This window comes from Hansschlegelia plantiphila (genome assembly GCF_027922265.1).
Classification (GTDB): domain Bacteria; phylum Pseudomonadota; class Alphaproteobacteria; order Rhizobiales; family Methylopilaceae; genus Methylopila; species Methylopila plantiphila.
Window position 1 is genome coordinate 237,706 of the sequence record NZ_BSFI01000023.1, and the last position, 22,822, is coordinate 260,527.

The 22,822-nt window shown below is 68.0% G+C and carries 20 protein-coding genes; 10 read left to right on the forward strand and 10 right to left on the reverse strand.

What is annotated here, in order from left to right; genetic code table 11:
- Positions 1-30: 30 nt before the first annotated feature.
- Complete coding sequence (locus PKE75_RS17590) at positions 31-1,842, reverse strand: ABC transporter ATP-binding protein (protein WP_271170053.1); 1,812 nt, start codon at positions 1,840-1,842, stop codon at positions 31-33.
- 311 nt (positions 1,843-2,153) lie between these two features.
- On the opposite strand from PKE75_RS17590, the gene PKE75_RS17595 reads away from it, so the two are divergent.
- From PKE75_RS17595 to PKE75_RS17620, 6 genes are all read left to right on the forward strand, one after another.
- Complete coding sequence (locus PKE75_RS17595; RefSeq protein WP_271170054.1) at positions 2,154-3,206, forward strand: ELM1/GtrOC1 family putative glycosyltransferase; 1,053 nt, start codon at positions 2,154-2,156, stop codon at positions 3,204-3,206.
- On the forward strand, positions 3,203-4,435 hold the full coding sequence (locus PKE75_RS17600) for a hypothetical protein (RefSeq protein ID WP_271170055.1): 1,233 nt from the start codon (positions 3,203-3,205) through the stop codon (positions 4,433-4,435). Before PKE75_RS17595 ends, PKE75_RS17600 begins: the two co-directional genes overlap by 4 nt.
- Positions 4,436-4,502: 67 nt before the next feature.
- Positions 4,503-5,840, forward strand: coding sequence for a glycosyltransferase family protein (locus PKE75_RS17605; protein WP_271170056.1), 1,338 nt, complete (start codon positions 4,503-4,505; stop codon positions 5,838-5,840).
- Positions 5,841-6,374: 534 nt separating this feature from the next.
- The gene (locus PKE75_RS17610; protein WP_271170057.1) at positions 6,375-6,551 is read left to right on the forward strand and encodes a hypothetical protein; all 177 of its coding nucleotides are present in this window, start codon (positions 6,375-6,377) and stop codon (positions 6,549-6,551) included.
- 255 nt (positions 6,552-6,806) lie between these two features.
- A complete protein-coding gene (locus PKE75_RS17615; protein WP_271170058.1) occupies positions 6,807-7,190 on the forward strand; it encodes a CidA/LrgA family protein in 384 nt (127 codons plus the stop codon).
- Entirely contained in the window at positions 7,187-7,921 is a 735-nt protein-coding gene (locus tag PKE75_RS17620) for an LrgB family protein (RefSeq protein WP_271170059.1), read from the forward strand. The genes PKE75_RS17615 and PKE75_RS17620 overlap by 4 nt, the downstream gene beginning before the upstream one ends.
- A gap of 4 nt (positions 7,922-7,925) precedes the next feature.
- Here PKE75_RS17620 and PKE75_RS17625 read toward each other — a convergent pair whose 3' ends face one another.
- The 3 genes from PKE75_RS17625 to PKE75_RS17635 are packed head-to-tail and all read right to left on the reverse strand — an operon-like array spanning position 7,926 to position 11,147.
- Positions 7,926-8,963 (reverse strand): amino acid ABC transporter permease, encoded by a 1,038-nt coding sequence (locus PKE75_RS17625; protein WP_271170060.1) that lies wholly within the window; start codon positions 8,961-8,963, stop codon positions 7,926-7,928.
- Complete coding sequence (locus PKE75_RS17630) at positions 8,960-10,081, reverse strand: amino acid ABC transporter permease (protein WP_271170061.1); 1,122 nt, start codon at positions 10,079-10,081, stop codon at positions 8,960-8,962. Before PKE75_RS17630 ends, PKE75_RS17625 begins: the two co-directional genes overlap by 4 nt.
- Positions 10,082-10,112: 31 nt before the next feature.
- Complete coding sequence (locus tag PKE75_RS17635; protein WP_271170062.1) at positions 10,113-11,147, reverse strand: amino acid ABC transporter substrate-binding protein; 1,035 nt, start codon at positions 11,145-11,147, stop codon at positions 10,113-10,115.
- A gap of 202 nt (positions 11,148-11,349) precedes the next feature.
- Here PKE75_RS17635 and PKE75_RS17640 point away from each other — a divergent pair, with 202 nt between their 5' ends.
- Positions 11,350-12,291 (forward strand): glutaminase, encoded by a 942-nt coding sequence (locus PKE75_RS17640; RefSeq protein ID WP_271170063.1) that lies wholly within the window; start codon positions 11,350-11,352, stop codon positions 12,289-12,291.
- Between the two features lie 119 nt (positions 12,292-12,410).
- On the opposite strand, the gene PKE75_RS17645 is transcribed toward PKE75_RS17640, so the two are convergent.
- Positions 12,411-12,608, reverse strand: coding sequence for a DUF2735 domain-containing protein (locus PKE75_RS17645; protein WP_271170064.1), 198 nt, complete (start codon positions 12,606-12,608; stop codon positions 12,411-12,413).
- A gap of 463 nt (positions 12,609-13,071) precedes the next feature.
- On the opposite strand from PKE75_RS17645, the gene PKE75_RS17650 reads away from it, so the two are divergent.
- On the forward strand, positions 13,072-14,112 hold the full coding sequence (locus PKE75_RS17650; RefSeq protein ID WP_271170065.1) for a glutamine synthetase beta-grasp domain-containing protein: 1,041 nt from the start codon (positions 13,072-13,074) through the stop codon (positions 14,110-14,112).
- Positions 14,113-14,266: 154 nt separating this feature from the next.
- Here PKE75_RS17650 and PKE75_RS17655 read toward each other — a convergent pair whose 3' ends face one another.
- The 4 genes from PKE75_RS17655 to PKE75_RS17670 form a co-directional block, all read right to left on the reverse strand.
- On the reverse strand, positions 14,267-15,202 hold the full coding sequence (locus PKE75_RS17655) for a choline ABC transporter substrate-binding protein (RefSeq protein WP_271170066.1): 936 nt from the start codon (positions 15,200-15,202) through the stop codon (positions 14,267-14,269).
- 28 nt (positions 15,203-15,230) lie between these two features.
- Positions 15,231-16,244, reverse strand: a complete 1,014-nt coding sequence (locus PKE75_RS17660) for a 2Fe-2S iron-sulfur cluster-binding protein (protein WP_271170067.1) — start codon at positions 16,242-16,244, stop codon at positions 15,231-15,233.
- Positions 16,245-16,259: 15 nt separating this feature from the next.
- Positions 16,260-17,402: an aromatic ring-hydroxylating oxygenase subunit alpha gene (locus tag PKE75_RS17665; RefSeq protein WP_271170068.1), complete on the reverse strand. Its 1,143-nt coding sequence runs from the start codon at positions 17,400-17,402 to the stop codon at positions 16,260-16,262.
- A gap of 147 nt (positions 17,403-17,549) precedes the next feature.
- A complete protein-coding gene (locus tag PKE75_RS17670) occupies positions 17,550-18,614 on the reverse strand; it encodes a helix-turn-helix transcriptional regulator (RefSeq protein ID WP_271170069.1) in 1,065 nt (354 codons plus the stop codon).
- 222 nt (positions 18,615-18,836) lie between these two features.
- Between PKE75_RS17670 and PKE75_RS17675 the strand changes: the two genes are divergently transcribed.
- A complete protein-coding gene (locus PKE75_RS17675) occupies positions 18,837-20,777 on the forward strand; it encodes a hybrid sensor histidine kinase/response regulator (RefSeq protein WP_271170070.1) in 1,941 nt (646 codons plus the stop codon).
- Between the two features lie 21 nt (positions 20,778-20,798).
- Here the strand turns inward: PKE75_RS17675 and PKE75_RS17680 are convergent, their stop codons facing one another.
- A complete protein-coding gene (locus PKE75_RS17680; protein ID WP_271170071.1) occupies positions 20,799-21,758 on the reverse strand; it encodes an SDR family NAD(P)-dependent oxidoreductase in 960 nt (319 codons plus the stop codon).
- A gap of 191 nt (positions 21,759-21,949) precedes the next feature.
- Between PKE75_RS17680 and PKE75_RS17685 the strand changes: the two genes are divergently transcribed.
- The gene (locus PKE75_RS17685; RefSeq protein WP_271170072.1) at positions 21,950-22,810 is read left to right on the forward strand and encodes an AraC family transcriptional regulator; all 861 of its coding nucleotides are present in this window, start codon (positions 21,950-21,952) and stop codon (positions 22,808-22,810) included.
- Positions 22,811-22,822: the final 12 nt, after the last annotated feature.

The window sequence follows — 22,822 nt, forward strand, 5'->3', positions numbered from 1 at the left end:
CATTCCCAATGGATCGCTGTTCCCGGACGCTCAGGCGAGCGGGTCGGCGGCGCGCAGCCGCGGTCCGGCCCCGGCGGACGCAGGCGCGCCGGGATCACGGCGTTCGACCGAAAGCACCCGTCCGCTGGACAGGCGCACGACGTTGTCGGAGGCGCGCTCCCAGGCCGGCTGATGCGAGATCGCAAGCACCGTCACGCCGGTGGTTCGCGACAGCTCGAGCACGTTGCGCACGATGTTCGCCTCGGTTTCCGGGTCGAGCGCCGTGGTCGCCTCATCGAGGATGAGAAGCTGCGGCCGGTGGACCAGCGCGCGCGCGATCGAGACCCGCTGGCGCTGGCCGCCCGACAGCCGCGCGCCGCGCTCGCCGACGATCGTGTCGAGGCCCTCCGGCAGCTCGGCGACGAAGCCGCTGGCGCCCGCCTGCTCCAGCGCGCGCATCACGTCGTCGTCGTCGAATTCGGGCTGCCCGAGCGTGATGTTGGCGCGCAGCGTATCGTGGAACAGGATTAGCTCCTGAGGCACGTAGCCGGTCATCTTCCGCCAGGTCGCAAGGTCGATCTCCGGCAGCGGAACGCCGTCGATCAGCACGTCGCCGCTGGTGCGCTCGTGCAGGCCGAGCAGCAGGTCGACCGCGGTGGTCTTGCCTGCGCCGGAAGGGCCGGTGATCGTCGTCACCTTGCCCTTGGGCGCCTCGAAGCTGACCCCGGTCAGGATCGGCGTGTCGCCGATCGTGAAGGAGACGTCGCGGAACGTGATGCCCTTGTCGAAGGTCGGCGTCTTGCCGAGCGGGGAGGGTTCGCGCATGGCGCGCGCGGCGTCGATGGTGTTCGCGATCGCGGTGAACGAGGCCTGCGCGATGCGAACCGCCTGCAACGCCTGCTGCGCCTTGCCGATGCTGGTGACGACGCGCGCGAGCAGCAGCGCCATGACGAGCACCTGGCCGGGCGGCATCTCCCAGAAGCCGACGGCGATGTAGATGACGCCTGCGAGGCAGATCGCAAGGATCGGCTCCTGCAGCGCCTTGTTGGCCTCGCGGGCGTAGGCCTGCTTGCGCTGGGCCGTGCGGATGCGGTCGGCGTCGCGCTCGAACAGGGTCTGGAAGCGGGCGTGGCGGCCCATCGCCTTCATCGGCTTGATGCCGACGAGCAGGTCGACGAGGCCGCCGACCATGGTGCGGATGTGCCGCTTCTGCTTGCGCGCCGTGCGCTTCGCGATCGTGACGAAGCGGTTGAGCGTCAGGACCATCACGAGGCCGATCGCGAGCGACAGGACGCCGAGCCGCCAGGAGATCAGGGTCGCGATCGCGGCGTAGGTCAGGACCTGGATCATCTCCGCGGCGAATTTGGCGGCGGCGTTGTAGGCCTCGCCCGCCTGGCTCGCCTCGGAGCTCAGCGCGGCCGAGAACCGGCCGACCGGCTGTCGCACGTAATAGGACCAGCGCGCCGCGAGCAGCGAGTCGATCAGGTCGAGCCGCATCTTGTTCGCGACGTCGGCGGTGGCGCGGCCGACGCGGTGCATCGCGACCAGCGTGAGCAGCGCTTTCAGCACCATGCCGCCGACCAGCACCAGCAGGAAGAAGCCGAGCGTCGGGGCGATCCCGAGGCCCTGCACGAAGGTGATGATCTTGCCGCTGATCCCCTTCGGCGAGCCGCCTTCCGGCCCGATGGCCGAAAGCAGCGGCAGCAGGCTCGCCACGCCGAAGCCTTCCGCCGCGCCCGCCATCACTAGGCAGAACAGCGTCATGTAGGTGCGGTTCAGCGGGATCACGGTGACGATCCGCCTGAGCGCCGCAAACGGCAGCTTCCGCATCTTGCGCGGTCGGTCGGTTCGTTCGAGCGGCATGGCTGCCCTGTATGCGGCGGGGTCGCGCCTGGTGCGTGGCGTGCGGCGACGCCTGAGGCGGGGCCGGCTCGCTGGCGACTGTCTATGGCCAAAAGCCGGCGTCCTCAAGCCGCCCGGCCGCACGACCGGCGGGCGGCGGCGCAAACGCCCATCGCCGGCGACGGCGTTGACGAAGCGAGACGCATGGCGCCATGAACGCGGGCTGTGCGAGCTGCGCCCGCCGAACGGGCCCGGTCGCCGCAGTCCCCATTCCGCTCACCCGTGGCGCGATGTCCGACGGTCCGCGAGCCTCCGAGCCTCTCATCTGGCTGTTGACCGACGACCGCCCGGGCAACCGGACGCAGGCGGTCGGCGCCGCCCGCACGGTCGGGTGGCCGACCGTCGAGAAGCGCCTCGCCTTCAATGACCGCCAGACCATCGCGACGCCGCGCCTCGGCGCGACCCTGGAGACGCTGGACGAGGCCTCGCGCGCCTCGATCGTCCCGCCCTATCCCGACCTCGTGATCGCGGCCGGCCGCCGCGCCGTGCCGGTCGCGGCATGGCTGCGCCGTGAGGCCGGCGCCCGCGTGGTGCTCATCGGGCGGCGCACGCCGGACGGCGTCGCCGACCTGACGGTCCGCACCGCCTATCTCAGGCAGGTCCCGCATCCCCGGCTTCTCGAGCTCGCGCTGCCGCTGACGCAGATCGACGCGGAGCGGCTGGCGGAGGCGCGCAGCGCCGAACCCGATCCGCTCGAAGGCCTCGCCCGCCCGCGCGTCGCCTTCCTCGTCGGCGGCCCGACCGGCCAGCACGATATGAGCGACGCCTTCGCCGCCGGCATGGCGCGTGAGGTCGCCGCCGCCGCGGCGGACGCCGGGGGCGGGCTCGCGATCCTCACGAGCCGACGGACCCCGGCCTCGGCGGTCGCTGCGATCCGCGGCGCGGCGCCGGGGGCGCGGCTGATCGCATGGTCGCCGGACGCCACCTACAATCCTTATGTCGCGACGCTCGCGAACGCCGATTTGCTGGTCGTCACCGGAGAGAGCGAGTCGATGCTGGCGGAGGCGGTCGCGGCCGGCCTGCCGCTGACCATCTACCCGCTGGTCGCCCGGCCCCTGTCTGCGAAGGCGCGCGTCAGGGCCGGGATCGCGAGCCTCGCGCTCGGCCACGGGCCGCTTGCGGCGCTGTGCGGCCGGGTGATGTCCGAGGGCTGGGTCGCGCCGCGCCGCGATCTCGTCGTGATGCACCGCCTGATCGAGGAGCGCGGCTGGGGCCGTGTGTTCGACGGGCGGCTCAACCGCGAGCCCCCGCTGCCGCATGACGAGCGGCGGGCGCTCGGCGACCGCATCCGCGCCGTGATGGCGGAAGGGAAGGCGACGGCATGACGGCGTTCGCGCTCGCGAAGGAGCGACTCGGCCTCAAGCTCAGGAAGAAGCGCTCGCTTTGGCTCGTCGGCGAGGACCGCGCCTCTTTCGAGGCCGCGGCCCCGCTGATCGCCGCCGCGGCCGAGCGCTACGAGCGCATGCGCATCGTGCTGTCGGGGCCGCCAGCGCTGCGCGTCTGGCTCGCGGAGCGCTTCCCCGACGCGGTGGCGCACGCCGCGCCCTATCCGTTCCTCGCCGCGGCCCGCCGCTTCCTTGCGCATGGCAGCTTCCGCTCGATCCTCGCGCTCGACGGCGTCGCGCTGCCGCCGGCGCTGATCAAAGCCGTCGCCCTCGAGGGCATGGCGCTGCTCGCGCTCCGCACCCGCGCCGCCGCGCCGCCGGCCCGGCCGGAGGTCGCGCGCGCGGCCGAGGCCCAGCTCTCCCTCGCCGAAGGAGTCGATGCGGCGCTGGACGAGATCCGTCCGTTTCTCGCCCGCGACCACAAGAAGCGCCGGAAGAAGAACGGCCTCAGCCCGTCGAACGTGGTGCTCGGCTGGTCGCGCCGACCGCTGGTCAGCAGATTGATCGCCTGGCGGGTCGAGAGGATCGCGGACATCGCAGACCTCGCGCGGCGGCTCGGCCGCCCGCAGACGATCCTGTGCCTCGGCAACGGGCCGTCATCGGAAGACCCGCGTCTCGACGACGTCGCCTATGACGCGCTGTTCCGCGTCAACCAGAGCTGGCGGGCGAGAGGCCGCTTCGTCGACCCGGCGGTCCTCTTCACCGGCAATCGCCAGGTGATGGAGGACTTCGAAGGCGTGATCTTCGGCCTGCAGACCAACCACGCCGAGATCCGTCTCGCCAAGGGCCGCATCCTGGCCGCGAAGGGAGGCTCCACACGGTTCTTCCGGGTGGACGAGATCACCGATCCGATCGGCGCCCACAGCTGGGGCGCGTTCCGCCCGAGCAACGGCGCCGCCATGGTCGCGACCGCCGTCGCGCTGAAGCCGAAAAAGCTGGTGATCGCCGGCATCGACCTGTTCCGGCACCCGGAAGGGGCCTATCCCGGCGACTCGGCCACGCCGAACGCTTTTGTCACGGCCCACGACGCCGACGCCGAACTCGGCTTCCTTCTCAGCCTGTTGGACGGTTTCGACGGCGAGCTTTTGATCTTGAGCAATGTGCTCCGCGAGGCGTTGGACCATCATCGCGCGACCGCTCGGTTGCCCGAACCCGCCGCCGGGCGTTAAAATGGTCTGAACAACTCCGGCGCGGTTTCTGCGACGGCCCTCGAATAATTCTAAGATGAGAGAAGACGTGTCAAACAATCCAGGTCGGCACAGCCGGTACGAAACCAAGTGGTATCATCGCCAGCCGAGCTTCTGGTTCCGCAAGGACCGTCCTCGGCCTGAGGGCCATCGCCTCGCCCCCGAGGTCGTGCGGTTCGACGCGGAGCCCGGCGTGACGCCGAGCGAGAAGCCGCCCGTGCGCATCTTCCTCGGCACCGAGCCGCTGCAGGCGCGCGCCGAACGCATCTTCCTGTGGTCGGTCAAGCAGCATCGCGATCCGGCGCGCGTCTACGAGATCTATCTGATGAAGGATCTCAAGGGCTATGATCGCCACGGCTGGAAGACCGGCTTCACCAACTTCCGCTACGCGATCCCAGGCCTCGCCGGCAATCACGGCCGGGCGATCTACAACGACGTCGACCAGATCTACCTCGCCGACCCCGCCGAAATGTTCGACATGGACATGAAGGGCGCCGGGGCGCTCGCGATCAATCCGGGCGAAGACTCGGTGATGCTGATCGATTGCGACGTGATGGCCAAGCATTGGCCGATCGCCGAAGTCGGCCTGCCCGGCATGAAGAAGAAGCGCTTCCGCAACGCCGCGACGGAGCTGAAGCTCTGGGGCGAACTGCCGGGCGTATGGAACGCGCGCGACGACGAGTTCAACGCCGCGCAGTCCAAGTGCTTCCACTTCACCACGCTGCAGACGCAGCCGTGGCGCCCGTTCCCGGACCAGATCCGCTACAGCGATCACCCGGATGGCGAGGTCTGGTTCGCGCTGGAGCGTTCGGCCGACCGCGCGCGGTTCACCGGCTTCACCCGCGAGAAGCCGAGCCCGAGCTTCGCCGCGGCGCTCGCGCGGCTGGGCAACGGCTCGCCTGCGGCGACGGACGCCGCCGCTGACGCCGCGGAAATCGCCAAGCTCGCGTCCGCGACCGGCGCCAAGACCGTGCTCGACTATTCCGCCCCTGCGCCCGGCGGCGCGGCCCGCGCCTGGAGCGGCCTCGCCGTCACCGCGCGCGACGTGTCCAAGCCGCCGTTCGCCGAGCCCGTCGCCGGATCGTTCGACGGCGTGGTCGCGATCGACTCGCTGTCCGGCGTGCCGGAAGAGGACGTCGCCTGGGCGCTCGACGAGCTGTTCGCGGCCGCCGGCCGCTTCGTCTACGTGTCCGTCGTCAGCGACGCCTCGCGGATGATGGAGGGCGCAGCCCCGCTGCCGGCGGAATGGTGGAAGATGCAGCTCGAGCTCGCGGCGAACCGTACGCCCGGCCGTCGCTGGAAGCTGCTTGTCGCGGGTGAAAGCGCCTCGGGCGACGAGAAGGCCCACGCCTTTGGCGGCGGCGCCGAGCAGGCGAGAGCCGCCTGAGCTTCAAACTGTCTCCGTCATGCCCGCAGATGCGGGCATGACGGTCGTGATCGGCTGTCCCGCTGCGCCGGCGGCTTCCTCAGTTCGCGGTTTCGGGCTCGAGTTCGGATTCCGACACGTGTCGGAGACGGCCGTCGTCCAGACACTGGACCCGATAGCCGGGTTGTCCGTTCTCCGAGGGAAGACAGGCGACGACTTCCGCCGTCTGCGCTTTGGGCCCAAGCGGGCTTCCGACGAAACGCGCACGGGCGCCGACCTTGTAAGCGTGCATCGCGATTCTCCAGTTTCAGCCCCAAACATGATGCGCGCAGGCCGGGGGACCAGTGCGCCAGTTCGGAAACCGGCTGGAGCGACCGCGCCCTGCGGCGCCGCGTCGTCTGCGAAGTCACGGATCGCGCATAGGAAAAGGGGGGCGAAGCCCACCGTCGCCGCTCGTGTTTCAAAAATTTATGGCGCCGCCACAAAAGTGTCTTGAAGGCTGCTCCCAGTCATCTATCTTCGACCATAGTCCAACGGGTTCGGATGGAGGAAGAGGTGTCCTACACGGTCATTTCGCAGGCGGATCGGGGTCCGGTCGCCACTGTCGTTCCCGGCGTCATCGACGCCCTCGCCCTTGCGCGGCAGCGGGAGTCCGACGCCCAGATCACCATTGCGGCCGCAGACGGCTGGATCCTGACGATCGAAGAGCTGGAAGAACTCGCGAAGACCTAAGTCTGCGCCTCCGGGCTTCAGAGGGATCCAAACGATTTGAAAGGGAGGCCGCGGCGACGCGGCCTCCCTTTAGTTTTTCCTCGGGCCGGTCTCGTTGCGGAGAAGGGAGACTAGAGCGTTCTCCCAAGCCGCCGGGCGGCCGTCGGGGCCGTCGAGGCGGATGGTCTTGCTCCGCCGGGATGCGGCGCTTCGCGATTGATCCGTTTCCGCGTGCGGGCGAAGACTGAGCGCCCGACCTCACCGCGGAGATCGCCGATGCTGCAAGGCCTGTTCGTCCTGCTGCTGTTCCAGCTTTTGGGCGAGACTGTCGCCCGCGGGCTCGGCTTGCCCGTGCCGGGTCCGGTGATCGGCGTCGTCCTGCTGGTGGCGGCGCTCGCGATCCGCGCCCGCTGGAGACGGGGAGAGGCGGCGAAGGGCGGACCCTTGCCGGTCGAGACCGCCGCGGACGGCCTGCTCCGGCATCTCGGCCTGCTGTTCGTTCCTGCGGGGGTCGGCGTGGCGCAGAGCTACCACGCGCTCGGCGGCCAGCTCCTGGCGGTCGGCGCAGCGCTGGTTGGGTCGACGGCGATCACGCTCGTCGTGACAGTCGCGGTCTTCCGACTGGTGTCCCGCGGCGTCGAGCGGAGCGCCGGCCGGTGACCACGCCGCAGTCCGAGCGGTTCTTCGAACTCTGGGTGTTCCTGTCGACCAGCCCGCTGCTGTGGCTGACCGTCACCATAGGCGCGTTCCTGACGGCCCAGCGCATCGCCGCGCTCGCAGGCGGGCATCCGATCGTCAATCCCGTGCTGCTGTCGATCATAGCGATCGTGGTGGTGCTGAAGCTCACCGGCACGGATTACCGCAGCTATTTCGAGGGCGCGCAGTTCGTGCATTTCGCCCTGGGTCCGGCGACGGTCGCCCTCGGCGTTTCGCTGTTCCGCAACCGCGCGCTCGTGCGCCACGACGTCCTGCCCATCGCAGCCGCGCTGCTGGTCGGGGCGCCGGTCGCCTGCCTTTCGGTGGTCCTGCTTGCGCGGGCGTTCGGGTTGGGCCCCGACATCACGCTGGCGCTGGCGCCGAAGTCGGTCACCGTCAGCATCGCGCTCGGCATAGCGAACGAGATCCATGCCGATCCCGGCCTGACGGCGGTGTTCGCAATCGCGACCGGAATCACCGGGGCGGTGATCGTGACGCCGCTGATGAACGCGCTTGGGATCAGGGACTACGCCGCCCGCGGTTTCGCGGCGGGCCTGGCCTCGCATGGCATCGGCACCGCCCGCGCCTTCCAGGTCGACGATGCGGCCGGCGCCTTCGCGGGCCTGGCCATGGCGCTCAACGCCGTTCTGACCGCGCTGCTCGCGCCCGTCGTGCTGGCGCTCCTCATGCCGTGACGCTTCAGTTCCGGCGGCGTTCCAGCCAAAGACTGTAGCGCGAGGCGGCGAAGCACAGGGCGAAATAGACCGCGCCGGCGAACACGAAGGCCTCGTCGTAGAAGCCGAGCCATGCGGGATCGCTCGCGGCCGCGCGGGCGGCGTTGAGCAGGTCGAAGATGCCGACCGCCGCCACCAGCGACGTGCTCTGCAGCACGCCGATCGCAAGCGTGACAAGGGCAGGCGCGACCGCGCGCAGAGCCTGCGGCAGGATCACCAGGCGCAGCGCCTGCCACGGCCCGAAGCCGAGCGCCGCCGTGGCCTCGAACTGGCTGTCCGGGATCGATTGGAGCCCGGCGCGGATGATCTCCGCGAGATAGGCCGAGAAGAACAGGGTGATTGCGATCTGGACCGACAGCAGCGTGTCGAACGACACGCCTGGCGGCAAAGCGAGCGGCAGGACCAGCGTGGCTGCGTAGAGCACCGCGATCAGCGGCACGCCGCGGGCGAGTTCGATGAAGCCGAGGCAAAGCCAGCGGACGACCGGCAGCTCCGAGCGGCGGCCGAGCGCAAGCGCGATCGCAAGCGGAAAAGCCCCGCCGAGAGCGCCGATCGACATCAGCAGCGACAGCGGCAGCCCGCCCCAGCGCGAGGTCTCGACAGCCGCCACGCCCGGCCAGCCGCGCAGCAGCAGGCAGGCGACGGCGAGCGCCGCGATCCACGCGACGAGCAGTTTGGCCGACCAGACGCGCGGCCACGCGGAGACGCCGAGCATCAGGAGGACAAGCGCCAGCGCCCCCGCCGCCCGCCACTGCTCGGCGAAGGGATAGAAGCCGAACAGGATGAAGCGAAGTTTCGCCGCGATGAAGGCCCAACAGGCGCCGTCGCGGGCCGCGCAGGCCTCCGGGCCGCCGGCCCAGGTCGCGTCGAGCACCATCCAGCGGAGCATCGGGGGCAGCGCCCAGGCGAGCGCCGCCAGCGCGACCAGGGTGATCGCGGTGTTGCCCCATGTCCCGAACAGCCCGGCCCAGAGCCGCCGTCCGGCGTCGGCCGTCCGGCTCATGGCGCCGCGAACCCGCGGGCGGCGAGCTTCGCGTCGTAGCGGTTCATCACGGTCGAGACCGAGAGGTTCAGCGCGAGATAGGCGGCGACCATGATGAGGATGGTCTCGACCGCGTGGCCGGACTGGTTCGCGCTGGTGCTGATGACGCTGACGAGGTCGGGGAAGCCGATCGCGACGGCGAGACTCGAATTCTTGGTGAGGTCGAGATAGCTTGAGATCATCAGCGGCACGATCACGCGCAGCGCCTGAGGCATGACCACGAGCCGGAGCGCCTGACCGCGCGAAAGGCCGAGCGAATGGGCCGCCTCCCATTGCCCTTCGGGCACGGATTGCAGGCCCGCCCGCACGACCTCCGAGATGATCGCGGAGGAATGCACGGTGAGGCCTGCGAGCAGCGCGAGGAATTCCGGCGATATCCCGAAACCGCCCGAGACGTTGAAGGTCCCGAGCCGCGGGGCGTCGATCGAAAGGCCGGGGTCGCCGAACAGCGCAGCGCCAAGGGACGCGGCGGCCAGCAGCGCCGCCGCCGACAGAAGAAGGCGGGCGTTCCGGGGACGCCTGAAGGCCGCATAGCCTGCGGTCGCGACAGCGACAGTGAAGCCGGCGAGGACGGTCCAGGCAAGGCCGCCCTCGGCTGCGATCCACGGGAAGAACACGCCGCGATTGGTGAGGAAGACGCCCTCGACGGGCATGAGCGCCCGCCGCGGCGCCGGCAAGGCGTGCATGGTCGCGCTCCAGAAGAACAGCTGCAGCAGCAGCGGCGTATTGCGGACGACTTCGACATAGGCCTGCACCAGACCCTTCAGCAGAAGGTTGCCGGAGAGCCGGGCGACGCCGAGCGTGACGCCCAGAATTGTCGCCAGCGCGCAGCCCGCGATCGCCACCATGATGGTGTTGAGCAGCCCGACGAGCAGCGCCCGGGCGAAGCTGTCGCTCGCCGAGTAGGGGATCAGGCTTTCGCCGATCTCGAAATTCGCCGGCCGCCCGAGGAAGCCGAAACCGGGGGTCAGCCCCGCCCGCGCCATGTTCTGCAGCACGTCGGCGGCGACGAGCGCGACAAGCGCGAGCGTGGCGGCGAGCAGCGCCGCCTGGACCAGGAAACCGCGCCGTCCGCCCAACGATCGCGTGGGGGCCGTCCGGCTCAAGCCGTCACCGGAACGGCGGCGCGTAGAGCAGGCCGCCAGCGGTCCACGGCCGGTTCAGGCCGCGCTCGAAGCCGATCTTCGTCGCAGGCCCGACGTTCCGCTCGAAGATCTCGCCGTAATTGCCGAGGGCCTTCACGATCGCATAGGCGAATTTCGGGTCGAGCTGGGTCGCGGCGCCCAGGCTCGGATCGACGCCGAGGAAGCGCCGGATCGACGGGTCGGGACTCGCGAGCTTCTCGTCGACGTTCTGCGAGGTGATTCCGAGCTCCTCGGACTGGATCAGGGCGTAGACCGTCCAGTTGACGATCTCGAGCCAGCGGTCGTCGCCCCAGCGGATCGCCGGCGCCAGCGGCTCCTTCGAGATGCGCTCGGGCAGCAGCACATAGTCCTCGGGGGTCTTCAGCAGCGCGCGCTTCAGGCCGAGATCGGAGGCGTCCTGGGTCATCACATCGCAGCGGCCGGCTTCGAACGCCTTGATGAACTCGCGCGTGTCCTCGATCGCGACCGGCTTGAAGGCGATCTTGTTGGCGCGGAAGAAGTCCGAAATGTTGAGCTCGCCCGTCGTGCCGGTCTGGATGCAGACGGTCGCGCCGTCGAGATCCTTGCCCGAGGTTACGCCGAGCTTCTTCGGCACCAGCAGGCCCTGGCCGTCGTAGAACACCACCGGCCCGAAATGGAAGCCGAGCTGCAGCGCGCGGGTGATGGTCTCGGTGACGCCGGAGAGCAGGATGTCGAACTCGCCGGACTGCAGCGCCGGCAGCCGCTGCTGCGGCGAGGCCGAGACGAACTCGACCTTGTCCGGATCGTTGAACACGGCGATCGCGAGCGCGCGGCCGATGTCGACGAAGAAGCCCTGCCAGCGGCCGCTCGAATCCGGCGAGAAGAAGCCGGGCTGCGTGCCGACGCCCACCTTGACGGCGCCGCGCTCCCTGATTTTGTCGAGTGTGGGACCGGCGAAGGCTGGGCTCGGCGCAAACGTCGCGACAGCCAGCACGAAGGTCGCGACCAGCCTCGCCGGCAGGAGTTTCGGATACGCCATTCAGCCTCTCGAGCGGCCGCGATCCGGACCGGCGGCCGGTGAAATTCCGCGTTGCGGCGCCCGCCGACAATGACGGCGAGGGGCGCCGTTTTCAACCGACGGAAGCCCTCGCGCGAGCCTCGGATAAGATGCCGCGCTTGCGTCTCCAGCCGCCGTAACCGAGACAGGACGGACGCCTGAAACGCGAACCGACCGAGATCGCATGATCAAGCCCGAGCCCGACCTCGCCCTCGTCGTCCGCGAAATCGCCGAGGAGATGCAGGCGCGGTCCGACCGCGGCGACGTCGCGGGTTACATTCCCGAACTCGCCCGCGTGGACCCGAACGCGTTCGGCATGGTGGTGATCGCAGCCGACGGCCAGATCGCCGCCGGCGGCGACAGCGAGCAGCCGTTCTCGATCCAGAGCGTCTCGAAGGTGTTCACCCTGACGCTCGCGCTGGGCAAGGTCGGCGATCGGCTCTGGCGGCGCGTGGGCCGCGAGCCCTCCGGCACCGCTTTCAACTCGATCGTGCAGCTCGAGCGCGAGAACGGAGTGCCGCGGAACCCGTTCATCAACGCCGGCGCGCTCGCCGTCACCGACGTGATCCTCTCCGGCCACCAGCCGCGCGAGGCGCTCGGCGAGATCCTGCGCTTCATGCGCTTCCTCGCCGACGATGTCTCGATCGTGATCGACGAGGGCGTGGCGGGCTCCGAACAGCGCACCGGCTTCCGCAATGCGGCGCTCGCCAACTACATGCGATCGTTCGGCGTCATCGAGAACCCGGTCGATTTCACGCTCGGCGTCTATTTCCATCACTGCGCGATCGCAATGTCGTGCCGCCAGCTCGCGATGGCCGGGCGTTTTCTCGCCCATGGCGGCCGCAACCCCGAGACCGGGCACAACGTCGTCACGCCGGAGCGCGCGCGCCGCATCAACGCGCTGATGCTGACCTGCGGCCATTATGACGGGTCGGGCGAGTTCGCCTACCGCGTGGGGCTTCCGGGCAAGAGCGGGGTGGGCGGCGGCATCCTTGCGGTCGCGCCGGGCAAGGCCTCGATCGCGGTCTGGTCCCCCGGCCTCGACGCCTCGGGCAACTCGCATCTCGGGCGCATCGCGCTTGAGGCGCTGACCAGGCGGATGGGCTGGTCGATCTTCGGCGCCTGAACGCAGCCGGAAAAGCCTGAAAAAGAAGGAGGGCCGAACCGTTTCTCGCGGTCGACCCTCTCAGACCCTGCGCTTCACCGAAGCCGGGCAGTCCTTTGGCGCGTCGCAGTCTTGCGGCATCAGTGCTTGCCGGGACGCTGCGAGTCCTGGATCGCCTCGTCGTGATACCAGCCGCTGCCGTACACGATGCGGGGGGCGTTGGGCGCGCGCAGGTTCACGACAGCGCTGTTCTCGCGGCGACCGGCGTTCGAATTCGCTCGAACGGACGTCGGAAACTGGTAGATCGTGGCTGATCTCTGGATCATATTCATAGTCATTATCGTCCTTTTCCTGATGATCGCAGCGTCTCCGCCTTGATCGATACGCGATGTATATCATGCCGCCAGAAATATTTGCGATAGATGCCTGCTAAAAAAGCAGGGTATGATGACAATATGTGCATTCTATATTTGTGACTAAATCCTGCCGACGCGGTCTGCTTGGCGCCTCGAATAGGGCGCCTGCCCGAGGCGCCCAATAATGCGGCGCTCGGCGGGGCGCTTGCGCCGCGTCCCTTAGTTGCGCAACGCTCCACCGCCCATCCGGTTCGCCATCGACGGCGGCGGCGGGGCAGGTTCGGCCGGCGGGCCGCGGTCCCGGCGCGGAGCCGCGTTCGCGCGCTGAAACTGGCATGGTTGATGCTTAATTCCCCGGCACCGTATGCGAACGGCGCTCTCGCAGCGACTCCGCATGCTCTTCAGGGTTTCTGGCGCCACGTCATCAGATTGTGAGAGACGAGCAATGACAAAGTATAAGCTTGAGTACATCTGGCTCGATGGCTATACGCCGGTGCCGAACCTTCGCGGCAAGACGCAGATCAAGGAATACGACTCGTTCCCGACGCTTGAAGACCTCCCGTTGTGGGGCTTCGACGGCAGCTCCACCATGCAGGCCGAGGGCCACAGCTCCGACTGCGTGCTCAAGCCGATCCGCGTCTTCCCGGACGCCGCCCGCGTCAACGGCGTTCTGGTGCTCTGCGAAGTGATGATGCCGGACGGCGTCACGCCGCACGCGACCAACAAGCGAGCAACCATCCTCGACGACGAAGGCGCCTGGTTCGGCTTCGAGCAGGAATATTTCTTCTACAAGGACGGCCGTCCGCTCGGCTTCCCGGCCGCCGGCTTCCCGCCGCCGCAGGGCGGCTACTACACCGGCGTCGGCTATTCGAACGTTGGTCCCGTCGCGCGCCAGATCGTCGAGGAGCACCTCGACCTGTGCCTCGCCGCCGGCATCAATCACGAAGGCATCAACGCGGAAGTCGCGAAGGGCCAGTGGGAGTTCCAGATCTTCGGCAAGGGCTCGAAGAGGGCCGCCGACGAGATGTGGATGGCGCGCTACCTGCTGCAGCGCCTCTGCGAGAAGTACGAGATCGACATCGAGTATCACTGCAAGCCGCTCGGCGACACCGACTGGAACGGCTCGGGCATGCACGCCAACTTCTCGACCGAATATCTCCGCACCGTCGGCGGCAAGGAGTATTTCGAGAAGCTGATGGCGCAGTTCGACAAGAACCTGATGGACCACATCGCCGTCTACGGACCGGACAACGACAAGCGTCTGACCGGCAAGCACGAGACGGCGCCGTGGAACAAGTTCAGCTACGGCGTCGCTGACCGCGGAGCCTCGATCCGCGTGCCGCATTCCTTCATCAAGAACGACTACAAGGGCTATCTCGAGGATCGCCGCCCGAACTCGCAGGGCGACCCCTACCAGATCGCTTCGCAGATCCTGAAGACGATCTCCGAGGTCCCGACCTCCGCGAGCGTTTCCGCCGCGGCCTGATCGAACGAACGAGCGAGCGTCGGGCGCGGCGTCGGCCTTCGGGTCGACGCCGCGCTTTTTTGTTTTCGCGGGATCTCGGCAGGCTGGAGCCGCGTCAGCCGTCATCAAACGCCCCGGACCGCCGCACGCGGGCGGCGGTCCGGGCGGGTCGCGGTCAGGATCCGAGGCGCCCCTTCACGGCCGCCTGGGCGTCGCCGCCGGCATAGGTCTGCACGCCGTCGAGCCACGCGCCGACGACCTCGGGATGAGCCTTCAGCCAGTCGGCCGCGGCGACCTTCGGCTCCTTGCCCTCGTCGAGGATGCCGGCCATCATCTCGTTCTCCATGTCGAGCGTGAAGCGCAGCTTGGAGAGGAACCTGACGACGTTGGGACATTCCTCGCCATAGCCGGCGCGGATGTTGGTGAACACCTCGGCGCCGCCGTAGTTCGGGCCGAAGAACGCGTCGCCGCCCGCGAGATAGTCGATCGCGTAGCGCGTGTTCATCGGATGGGGCGCCCAGCCGAGGAACACGACCCACTTCTTGTCGCGTATCGCGCGGTCGACCTGGGTCAGCATGCCCTGCTCGGACGATTCCACGAGCTTCCAGCCGGCGAGGCCGAACTCGCCCTTCTCGATCATGTCGAGGATCATCCGGTTGGCGCTGTTGCCCGGTTCGATCCCGTAGATGGTCCTGTTGAACAGGGACGCGTGCTTCTGCAGGTCCGAGAAGTCCTTCACCCCAGCCTCGGCCGTGTATTTCGGCACGGCTAGGGTGTACTTCGCGCCGGTGAGGTTGCTCCCCAGAACCTCGATCGACTTGTCGGCCAGATAGGGCCTGCGATCCTCGACCATGCTCGGCTGCCAGTCGCCGAGATAGGCGTCGATCTGCTTGTTCTTCAAGCCGGCGTAGGTGACGGGGATCGAGTAGATCTGCGTGGCGGGCTGATAGCCCAGCGCCTCCAGAATGAGCGAGGCGGTGGCGGTGGTGGCGGAGATGTCGGTCCAGCCGACGTCGGAGAACCGCACCTTGCGGCAGGATGCCGGCTCCGCCGCAAAGGCGCTCGCCGTGGAGAACGCGACGCAAAGCGCCGCGAGGATCAGTCTGCGCATGCTGGTCTCCTTGATGGTGGGGATGGTCTCAAACTGCGATCTGCTGCTGCTCCGCGCTGACGAAGGGATCGGCGTGGCAGTCGGCGGCCGTCACGCCCATGCCGGCGGCGAAGGCCTGGCAGGCGGAGACCAGGGAAGGCGAACCGCAGGTGTAGACCGTGTGGCCGCGGAGATTTTCGAAGCGTTCGGCGACGAGCGAGAACACGGTGCGCGGCGCTTCCGCCGCGTCCTGCGATCGCGTCGCGATCGGGTGGAACTCGAAATGCGGACGCGACGCGGCGAGCGCCGTCATCTCGTCCGTGTAATAGAGATCGCGATCCTCGCGCGCCGAGAAGAACAGCGCGATAGGCCGCCCGGGCAGAGCGGCGAGGGCTTCGAGCAGGATTGAGCGGGCCGGCGCGAGGCCGGTGCCGCCGACGACCATCGTGATCGGCCCGGGGTGGTCCTTGCGCAGATAGGCCGCGCCCAACGGCCCATACACGCTGAACCGATCGCCGGCCGCGGCGGTCTCGTAGATATGTCGGCTTACGATCCCGCCGGCCCGGACGCGGACGTGGAATTCGAGTTCCGGAGAGCCCGGGCGGTTGGCGAACGAATAGTCGCGGGAGGGGAAGCCGGGCAGCGTCAGCGAGGCGAACTGGCCGGCGGCGAAGCTGAGGGGCTGTCCGCCGAGAGGCTTCGCGCGGACGATCGCGACGTCATGGGTCACGCGCTCGACGCTCGTGATCGAGCATGGGTTCGTCGCCGGCGAGAACAGGCTCTCGTCGTCCTCGAGGAAGGCGACCTCGCAGTCGCTGACCGGCTTGGCGCGGCAGGCCAGGATGAGGCCCGACGCTCGTTCCTCGTCGCTCAGGGCCGCTGGGTCGAACGAGCCGTGCTCGACCTCGCCGGAGAACAGCTGCGACTTGCAGGACGAGCACGCGCCCGAACGGCAGGAGAAGGGGTAGTCCTCCCCGGCGCGCAGAGCCGCGTCGAGGATGGTCTGGCCTTTCTTCACCGCGATCGGCTCGTCGAACTGGCGGACCAACACGCTGTAGGTCATCGCGGACCTCCGCCGTCAGCGACGGTCGGCGGTCATCGCGTTGTAGTAGAGCGTCTGGAAGTGATGGATGCCGTGCTCGCTGTTCGAGGCCAACGTCGGTTCGATCACGAGTCGTCCCTGCGAATAGACGCGGGAATGCAGGCCGCTCTGGACGCTCTCGACGAGGCCGATGTCCTCGGGCTGCAGCACCTGTTCGAGATATTCCATGGCGGCCGCCTCCTCTTCGTTCGGCGCGCCGTCTTCGAAGAAGAAGTCCCAATGTTCGTAGGTCGTCTCCGGGCCGCTGGGCATCATGTGCAGCACCGAGATGTTGCGCCGCCCCGGCATCACGTTGAACGCCACGTTCGGCCAGAGATACCAGGCGCCGAACATCACCAGCGCGCCTTCCTTGGCGGGGTCGAACTTGAAGGCGGAGTTGTCCCCGCGCGAGGGCGCGATATGGCTGGAGCAGATGTCGTAATTCTTGGTGCGGTAGATCTGGTGGTCGATGAGCTCGACCAGCGCCGGATGCGCCGGCGGGCAGTGGTAGCATTCCTGGAAGTTCTCGATGACGTTCTTCCAGTTGGCCTTCACCTCGAAGGTCATGCGGTGGGAGAAGCGCAGCGTCTCCGGATCGGCGCAGTAGCTGCGGATCTCGTCGGCGAAGCGGCCGGACTGCTCGGCCAGAGGGGCCGCGTCGAAGTCGAGATTGATCCAGACGAAGCCGAGCATGACCTCGACCAGCACCGGCTTCAGGCAGAACTCGTCGGTGCGGAAGTCCTCGACGGTCTCGAGCACGGCGTTGGAGCGCAGCCTGCCGTCGAGCTCATAGGTCCATGCGTGGTAGGGGCATACGATCGCGCGCGTCTTGCCCTGGCCTTCGAGCAGCTTGTGCGCGCGGTGCGAGCAGACGTTGTGGAACGCGCGGATGACGCCGTCCCGGCCGCGGACCACAGCGATGTTCTGGTCGCCGACCCTCGTGGTGGCGTAGGCGCCAGGCGCCTCGAGCTGGCCGACATGGCACACGAAGTTCCACGACTTGTAGAAGACCGCCTCCTTCTCGGCCGCGAAAACGTCGGCGTCATAATAGAGATTGCCGGGGATGGTGTAAGAGCGCGCCGGATCGTTCGGCTTGAAACGGTCGAGACCGAAAAGCTCCTGATCGTTTTTCTGCAGCATCTGGCCATCTCTCCGGCTGGAGCGCCGTTCGATCGGCCGGCGCCGCTTAGCTCTTGCCGCGGAGATGAGACTTGACGGCGAGGACTGTCGCAATAGTGCCGCTTGGCACCAGTTCGCGCTGCGTCCCATGCGGGACGGCCGTCTCGATCAGCGCGTGAGACCGCTGATCAGCCGGCTCGAGAACGGCGTCATCATCGACACCATCTCGCGTTCCGAGCTGACGCCGAACTTGCGGTACATCCTCAGGCGGACGTTCTTGATCGAACCCTTGGCGATGCCGAGCCGCTGGGCGATCGCCCCGGTGCTCATGCCTTCCAGCGTCAACGCCATGACGTCGCGCTCGCGCGGAGTGAGCTGGTCGAGGATGGAGGCGGCGCGTCGGTCCGCGCTCCGCGCCTCGAACTCGGCTCCGTCGACGACATGGACGAGCAGCCCGCCGGGAGCGAGCGGGTTCATCTCCGCAAGCGCGACCGCGTTGAGCGGGAGACCGGAATTGTCGAGGGCCCCCCGGATCTCGCCAAGCGACCTCGCGTGAGGCAGCGCGTCGGGAATCGCCCCCGAATCCTCGGCCTCGCGCCATTTGCGCGTTGTCGACACGAGCCCGCCGCTGCGGTCGAACACGGCGGCGACGCTGTCCTCCATCGACCGGCCGCCGGCGGCGATGCCCGACATGTTCCGCAACAGCGCGCGCATATGGGAGAGATGAAATTCGAGGATCGTCGGGAAGAATTGCTGGAGCCGCGTCACGTCTTCGTCGGTGAACCGCTCCGCTCTCCGTTCGAAGAACAGCGACATGCATGAAGAATCCGACACAGGCAGAAACAGTCCGAGCTCGTCGACGAGCTGGATCGGCTTCATGAAATAGGAGAAATACCAGTTTCGGTCTGGCGCGAGAGGCATCGCGCACTCCATGGTCTCGACGCGAGGAGCCGTGTTCCTGCGCCAGGAGCGCAGATAAGGGTCGCCGGAACTGGGCTTCGCGTCGAGGTAATAGTCCACGACGTCCGAGCCGATCTCCTTGGTGTGCAGCACGTCCGGCTCGGTCTTCGAGCTGTAGCGGACGATCCATCCGCTCTCGTGAGGCAACACCGCGCCGACGAGCTCGAACAGCCTGAGGTGAAAGTCCGCCTCGCCGATCTCCCGCGCGACGCCGCCGAGCGCGCCGATCAGGCCATCGCATCCGACGCTCTGGCCCGGGTCGGTCCACATCATGTCGGCGATCCGCCTTGCGTCTCGGAAACTCGGTGACCAGCCTCGATCGTCGCATTGTTCTGGAATGAGTCAAAGGATTGCGGGACCGCAGACTGCGGCGCTGCAGCGAATGAATCCGGACGCGCCTTGCCGTGGCGGCCCGCGCCGCTAAAAGCCGGTCTTGCGCGTCCTCGTCGGGCCCGGGTCTCCGGGGCGTCCTGGACGTTGGGACGGAGGTCGACGATGACATCGCAGGACCGCGTGAGCGCTGGCGCCCAAAACGAGGACCGGCGTTTCCGGATGCTCGTCGAGTCGGTTTTCGACTACGCGATCTATATGCTCGATCCGCAGGGCTTCGTTCTCACCTGGAACCGCGGCGCCGAGCGCTTGAAGGGCTACTCCGAGCGGGAGATCGTCGGGGAGCACTTTTCGCGGTTTTATACCGAGGAGGACCGGGCCTCCGGGCTGCCTGAGCGCGCTCTTCATACCGCCGCGACCGAGGGCCGGTTCGAACAGGAGGGCTGGCGCGTCCGCAAGGACGGCGCGCGGTTCTGGGCGCACGTCGTCATCGATCCGATCCGTGACCCTTCAGGGGCGTTGGTCGGCTTCGCCAAGATCACGCGCGACGTGACCGCCGATCGCGCCGCCGATCAGGCGCTTCGGCGGAGCGAGCAGCGGTTTCGGATCCTTGTCCAGGGCGTCAGCGATTACGCGATCTACATGCTGGATCCCGATGGGCGGGTCACCAACTGGAACACCGGCGCGATCCGCTTCAAGGGCTATGCCGAGGACGAGATCGTGGGAGAGCATTTCTCCCGGTTCTACACCGAAGACGATCGCCTGGCCGGACTCCCCGAACGGACGCTTCGGACCGCCCGGACCGAAGGGCGTTTCGAGCAGGAGGGCTGGCGCGTCCGCAAGGACGGCGCGCGGTTCTGGGCGCACGTCGTGGTCGATCCGATCCGCGACGAGTCGGGCGAGCTGATCGGTTACGCAAAGGTGACGCGCGACCTTACGGAGAGGCGGGAGGCGCAGCTTGCTCTGGAGCAGGCGAGGGCGTCTCTCGTTCAGGCCCAGAAGATGGAAGCCGTGGGACAACTCACCGGGGGCGTCGCGCACGACTTCAACAATCTTTTGGCGGTGATCCTGGGAAATCTCGATCTCGCGCGCCGACGGCTCCCTGACGGTTCGCCGGTTTCGAGACTGATCGAGAACTCGATCATGGCGGCGCAGAGAGGAGCGTCGCTGACCAAGCGGATGCTGGCGTTCGCCCGTAAGCAGGAGCTCAAGAGCGAAGTCGTCGACGTGCCGGAGCTGGTGTCGAACATGGCGAATCTGCTGCAGAGCTCGATTGGCCCCAACATCCATATCGAGACGCGGTTTTCGCTGAAGCTTCCGCCCGCTGTGGTGGACGGCAATCAACTTGAGCTCGCGATCGTCAATCTGGTCGTCAACGCGCGTGACGCCATGCCGGACGGCGGCGTCATCGTCATCGCTGCGCGAACGATGTCGGTCAACTCCGCCGCCGACGCCCACCAACTCGCGCCCGGCGAATACCTTTGCCTCTCGGTCTCGGACGCGGGCGAAGGCATGGATGAGGACACCCTTCGGCACGCTGTCGAGCCGTTCTTCACCACCAAGGGCGTCGGGAAGGGAACAGGCCTCGGACTGTCGATGATCCACGGCTTCGCCGAGCAGAGCGGCGGCAAGCTTATCCTCAAGAGCGCCAGGGGCAGGGGAACGACCGCGGAAATCTGCCTGCCGCTGGCGAAGGTCGCCGCGCCCGCTGTCGATCGGGTCGATGAATCGCCGGCGGCGGAGCCTGCGCTTCCGCCGCTCGGCATTCTGGTGGTCGACGACGACAGGCTGGTGCTGATGAATACGGCGGCGATGCTCGAGGATCTCGGCCATCACGTGCTTGAGGCGAGCTCCGGCGAGCAGGCGCTGCAGATGCTTTCGCACGCCGGGCGGCTCGATATGGTGATCACCGATCAGGTGATGCCGGGGATGTCCGGCACGGAACTCGCGGCGGAGATCAGACGCGAGCGGCCCGATCTGCGGATCGTCCTGGCGACCGGGTACGCCGACATCTCCTCGATCGTCGGGCCGGAGCTGCCCCGGATCAACAAGCCGTTCATGCAAGCCGACCTCGAGAAGATCATCGCGGCCACGCGCGCCGGGTGACCGCTGCGCCCCGGCGTCTGTTTAGAACCGTTCGCCGACCATTTCCTCGCTCTTGGCCCACAGCGCCTCCGCACGCGCCGGGTCAAGGGCGTAGTAGCGAACGCCTTCGCGTACGCCTTCACCCTGCGTTATCCCGGCGACGTGGCAGTCCTCGCAATAGCGTCCGCCGATCTCGTCCGCGGACGCGACGACGCCTGCCCAGACCGAGGTCGCGGCGCCCTGCGGGATCGTCTTGAACTCGAACTTCGGAGCGCCTTCCGGCCGTGCGGCGTCAATCGAGCTGACCAGCGCCTGCATGGCCTCTTCCGTCATATGGCGCCCGAGTTCCGTACGGATGCCGCCGGGATGAACCGCCGTGGCGCGAACGCCGCGGTTTCTATGCCGTCGGTCGAACTCGACGGCGAACAGGATGTTGGCCGTCTTGGAGCGGCCGTAGGCGACGAACTCCTCATAGGCCGTGCGCTCGAAATTCGGATCGTCGAGATCGACGTCGGCGAAGCGGTGTCCGGCCGATGACAGGTTCACGAGCCGCGCGCCGGGCTTCATCAGTCCGGCGATCCGGTTCACGAGGACGAAATGGCCGAGATGGTTGGTGCCCAACTGCGTCTCGAAGCCGTCGGCGGTCAGGCCCTTCGGACAGGCCATGACGCCGGCGTTGGCGATCACGACGTCGAACGGCTCGCCGGCCCTGTTGAGACCGTCCGCACAGGCTCGAACGCTCGCGAGCGACGCCAGATCAAGTTCGACGAGAGCCAGGCCCCCGCCATTGGCCGCATCTTTGCGGACGGCGCCGGTGGCGCGCTGAGCCTTTTCGAGATCACGCGCCGCGCCGACGACATAAGCGCCGCGGGCCGCGAGAGCACGGGCCGTTTCGACGCCGAGGCCAGCTGAAACGCCCGTCACGAACACGCGCTTTCCGGCGAGATCGACGCCCGACAGCACCTCGTCGGTGGTGGACTTGGCTCCAAAGGATCCGGACATGAGATTCTCCTTCATCCGCCGGCGGAACGAGCCCCGCCCGGCGCGTTCGGCATGTGGGTCCAGCCGGGCCGCCCCAAGCGCCCGATCCTCGCAACCGCTTGCCCGATCCTCTCAGGCCGGCCATGCGTCCACGCCTTGCGGAGGCATGGCCGAGGCCCAACATTGGCGGCATGGACGATCTGCTGACAGAGATGAGGGCTCGCGTCCTGCGCCACGCGGACGGCCCTCTGCGCGACATCATCCCCCGGGTCGTCATCGGCATGCAGTGCGGCGAGACGCGTCCCGCTCCGAGCCTCTACGAGCCGATGCACTGCGTCGTGCTGCAGGGCGCGAAGCAGGTGACGATCGGCGATCGGACGCTTCGCTACGACGCGGCGAGTTATTTCGTCGCCTCGCTCGATCTCCCGGCGACCAGTTGCGTCGTCGAGGCGGACGCGCGGAAGCCGTACATCGTGCTCGGCCTGCGGATCGATCCCGAACGGCTAGCCAGCCTCATTCCGGGCGCGCCTGCGGGACCGGAGCCCGAAGTTCCGGCGTTCGGCGTAAGTCCGATCACGAGGGAGCTGCTCGAGATCTGGCTGAGGATCATCCGGCTGTTCGAGACGCCCGAGGACGCCGCAGCGCTCGCGCCTCTCGCCGAGCAGGAGCTGCTCTATCGGCTGCTCCGCGGCCCGCAAGGAGGCGTTCTACGGCAGTTCGCGCGCGCCGACAGCAGGCTGTCGCGCATCAGGCGAGCCATCGCCGATATCCGGGCCGGCTTCGACAAGCCGCTGCGCGTCGAGGATCTCGCGCAAGGGGCCGGAATGAGCCCGGCCTCGTTCCATCGCCATTTCAAGGCGGCGACCGCGATGAGCCCTTTGCAATACCAGAAGACGCTGCGGCTCCAGCACGCGCGGAACCTGCTCATCGCCAACGAGGAGGCCGCCCGCGCCGCCTACGCCGTCGGCTACGAGAGCGCGTCCCAGTTCAGCCGTGAATACGCCCGCCTGTTCGGCGCGCCGCCGGCGCGCGACGCCGCGCGCCTTCGCGCTCTGGGGGAGCTCCCCGCATGACGTCGCGGCGCC

Excerpts from the sequence above, each read along its gene's own strand:
- PKE75_RS17685 (WP_271170072.1), top strand. The coding sequence starts at position 21,950 with ATGAGGGCTCGCGTCCTGCGCCACGCGGACGGCCCTCTGCGCGACATC.
- PKE75_RS17640 (WP_271170063.1), top strand. The coding sequence starts at position 11,350 with ATGATCAAGCCCGAGCCCGACCTCGCCCTCGTCGTCCGCGAAATCGCC.
- PKE75_RS17645 (WP_271170064.1), bottom strand. The coding sequence starts at position 12,608 with ATGACTATGAATATGATCCAGAGATCAGCCACGATCTACCAGTTTCCG.
- PKE75_RS17680 (WP_271170071.1), bottom strand. The coding sequence starts at position 21,758 with ATGTCCGGATCCTTTGGAGCCAAGTCCACCACCGACGAGGTGCTGTCG.
- PKE75_RS17635 (WP_271170062.1), bottom strand. The coding sequence starts at position 11,147 with ATGGCGTATCCGAAACTCCTGCCGGCGAGGCTGGTCGCGACCTTCGTG.
- PKE75_RS17670 (WP_271170069.1), bottom strand. The coding sequence starts at position 18,614 with ATGATGTGGACCGACCCGGGCCAGAGCGTCGGATGCGATGGCCTGATC.
- PKE75_RS17655 (WP_271170066.1), bottom strand. The coding sequence starts at position 15,202 with ATGCGCAGACTGATCCTCGCGGCGCTTTGCGTCGCGTTCTCCACGGCG.
- PKE75_RS17615 (WP_271170058.1), top strand. The coding sequence starts at position 6,807 with ATGCTGCAAGGCCTGTTCGTCCTGCTGCTGTTCCAGCTTTTGGGCGAG.
- PKE75_RS17660 (WP_271170067.1), bottom strand. The coding sequence starts at position 16,244 with ATGACCTACAGCGTGTTGGTCCGCCAGTTCGACGAGCCGATCGCGGTG.
- PKE75_RS17665 (WP_271170068.1), bottom strand. The coding sequence starts at position 17,402 with ATGCTGCAGAAAAACGATCAGGAGCTTTTCGGTCTCGACCGTTTCAAG.
- PKE75_RS17650 (WP_271170065.1), top strand. The coding sequence starts at position 13,072 with ATGACAAAGTATAAGCTTGAGTACATCTGGCTCGATGGCTATACGCCG.
- PKE75_RS17625 (WP_271170060.1), bottom strand. The coding sequence starts at position 8,963 with ATGAGCCGGACGGCCGACGCCGGACGGCGGCTCTGGGCCGGGCTGTTC.
- PKE75_RS17600 (WP_271170055.1), top strand. The coding sequence starts at position 3,203 with ATGACGGCGTTCGCGCTCGCGAAGGAGCGACTCGGCCTCAAGCTCAGG.
- PKE75_RS17590 (WP_271170053.1), bottom strand. The coding sequence starts at position 1,842 with ATGCCGCTCGAACGAACCGACCGACCGCGCAAGATGCGGAAGCTGCCG.
- PKE75_RS17675 (WP_271170070.1), top strand. The coding sequence starts at position 18,837 with ATGACATCGCAGGACCGCGTGAGCGCTGGCGCCCAAAACGAGGACCGG.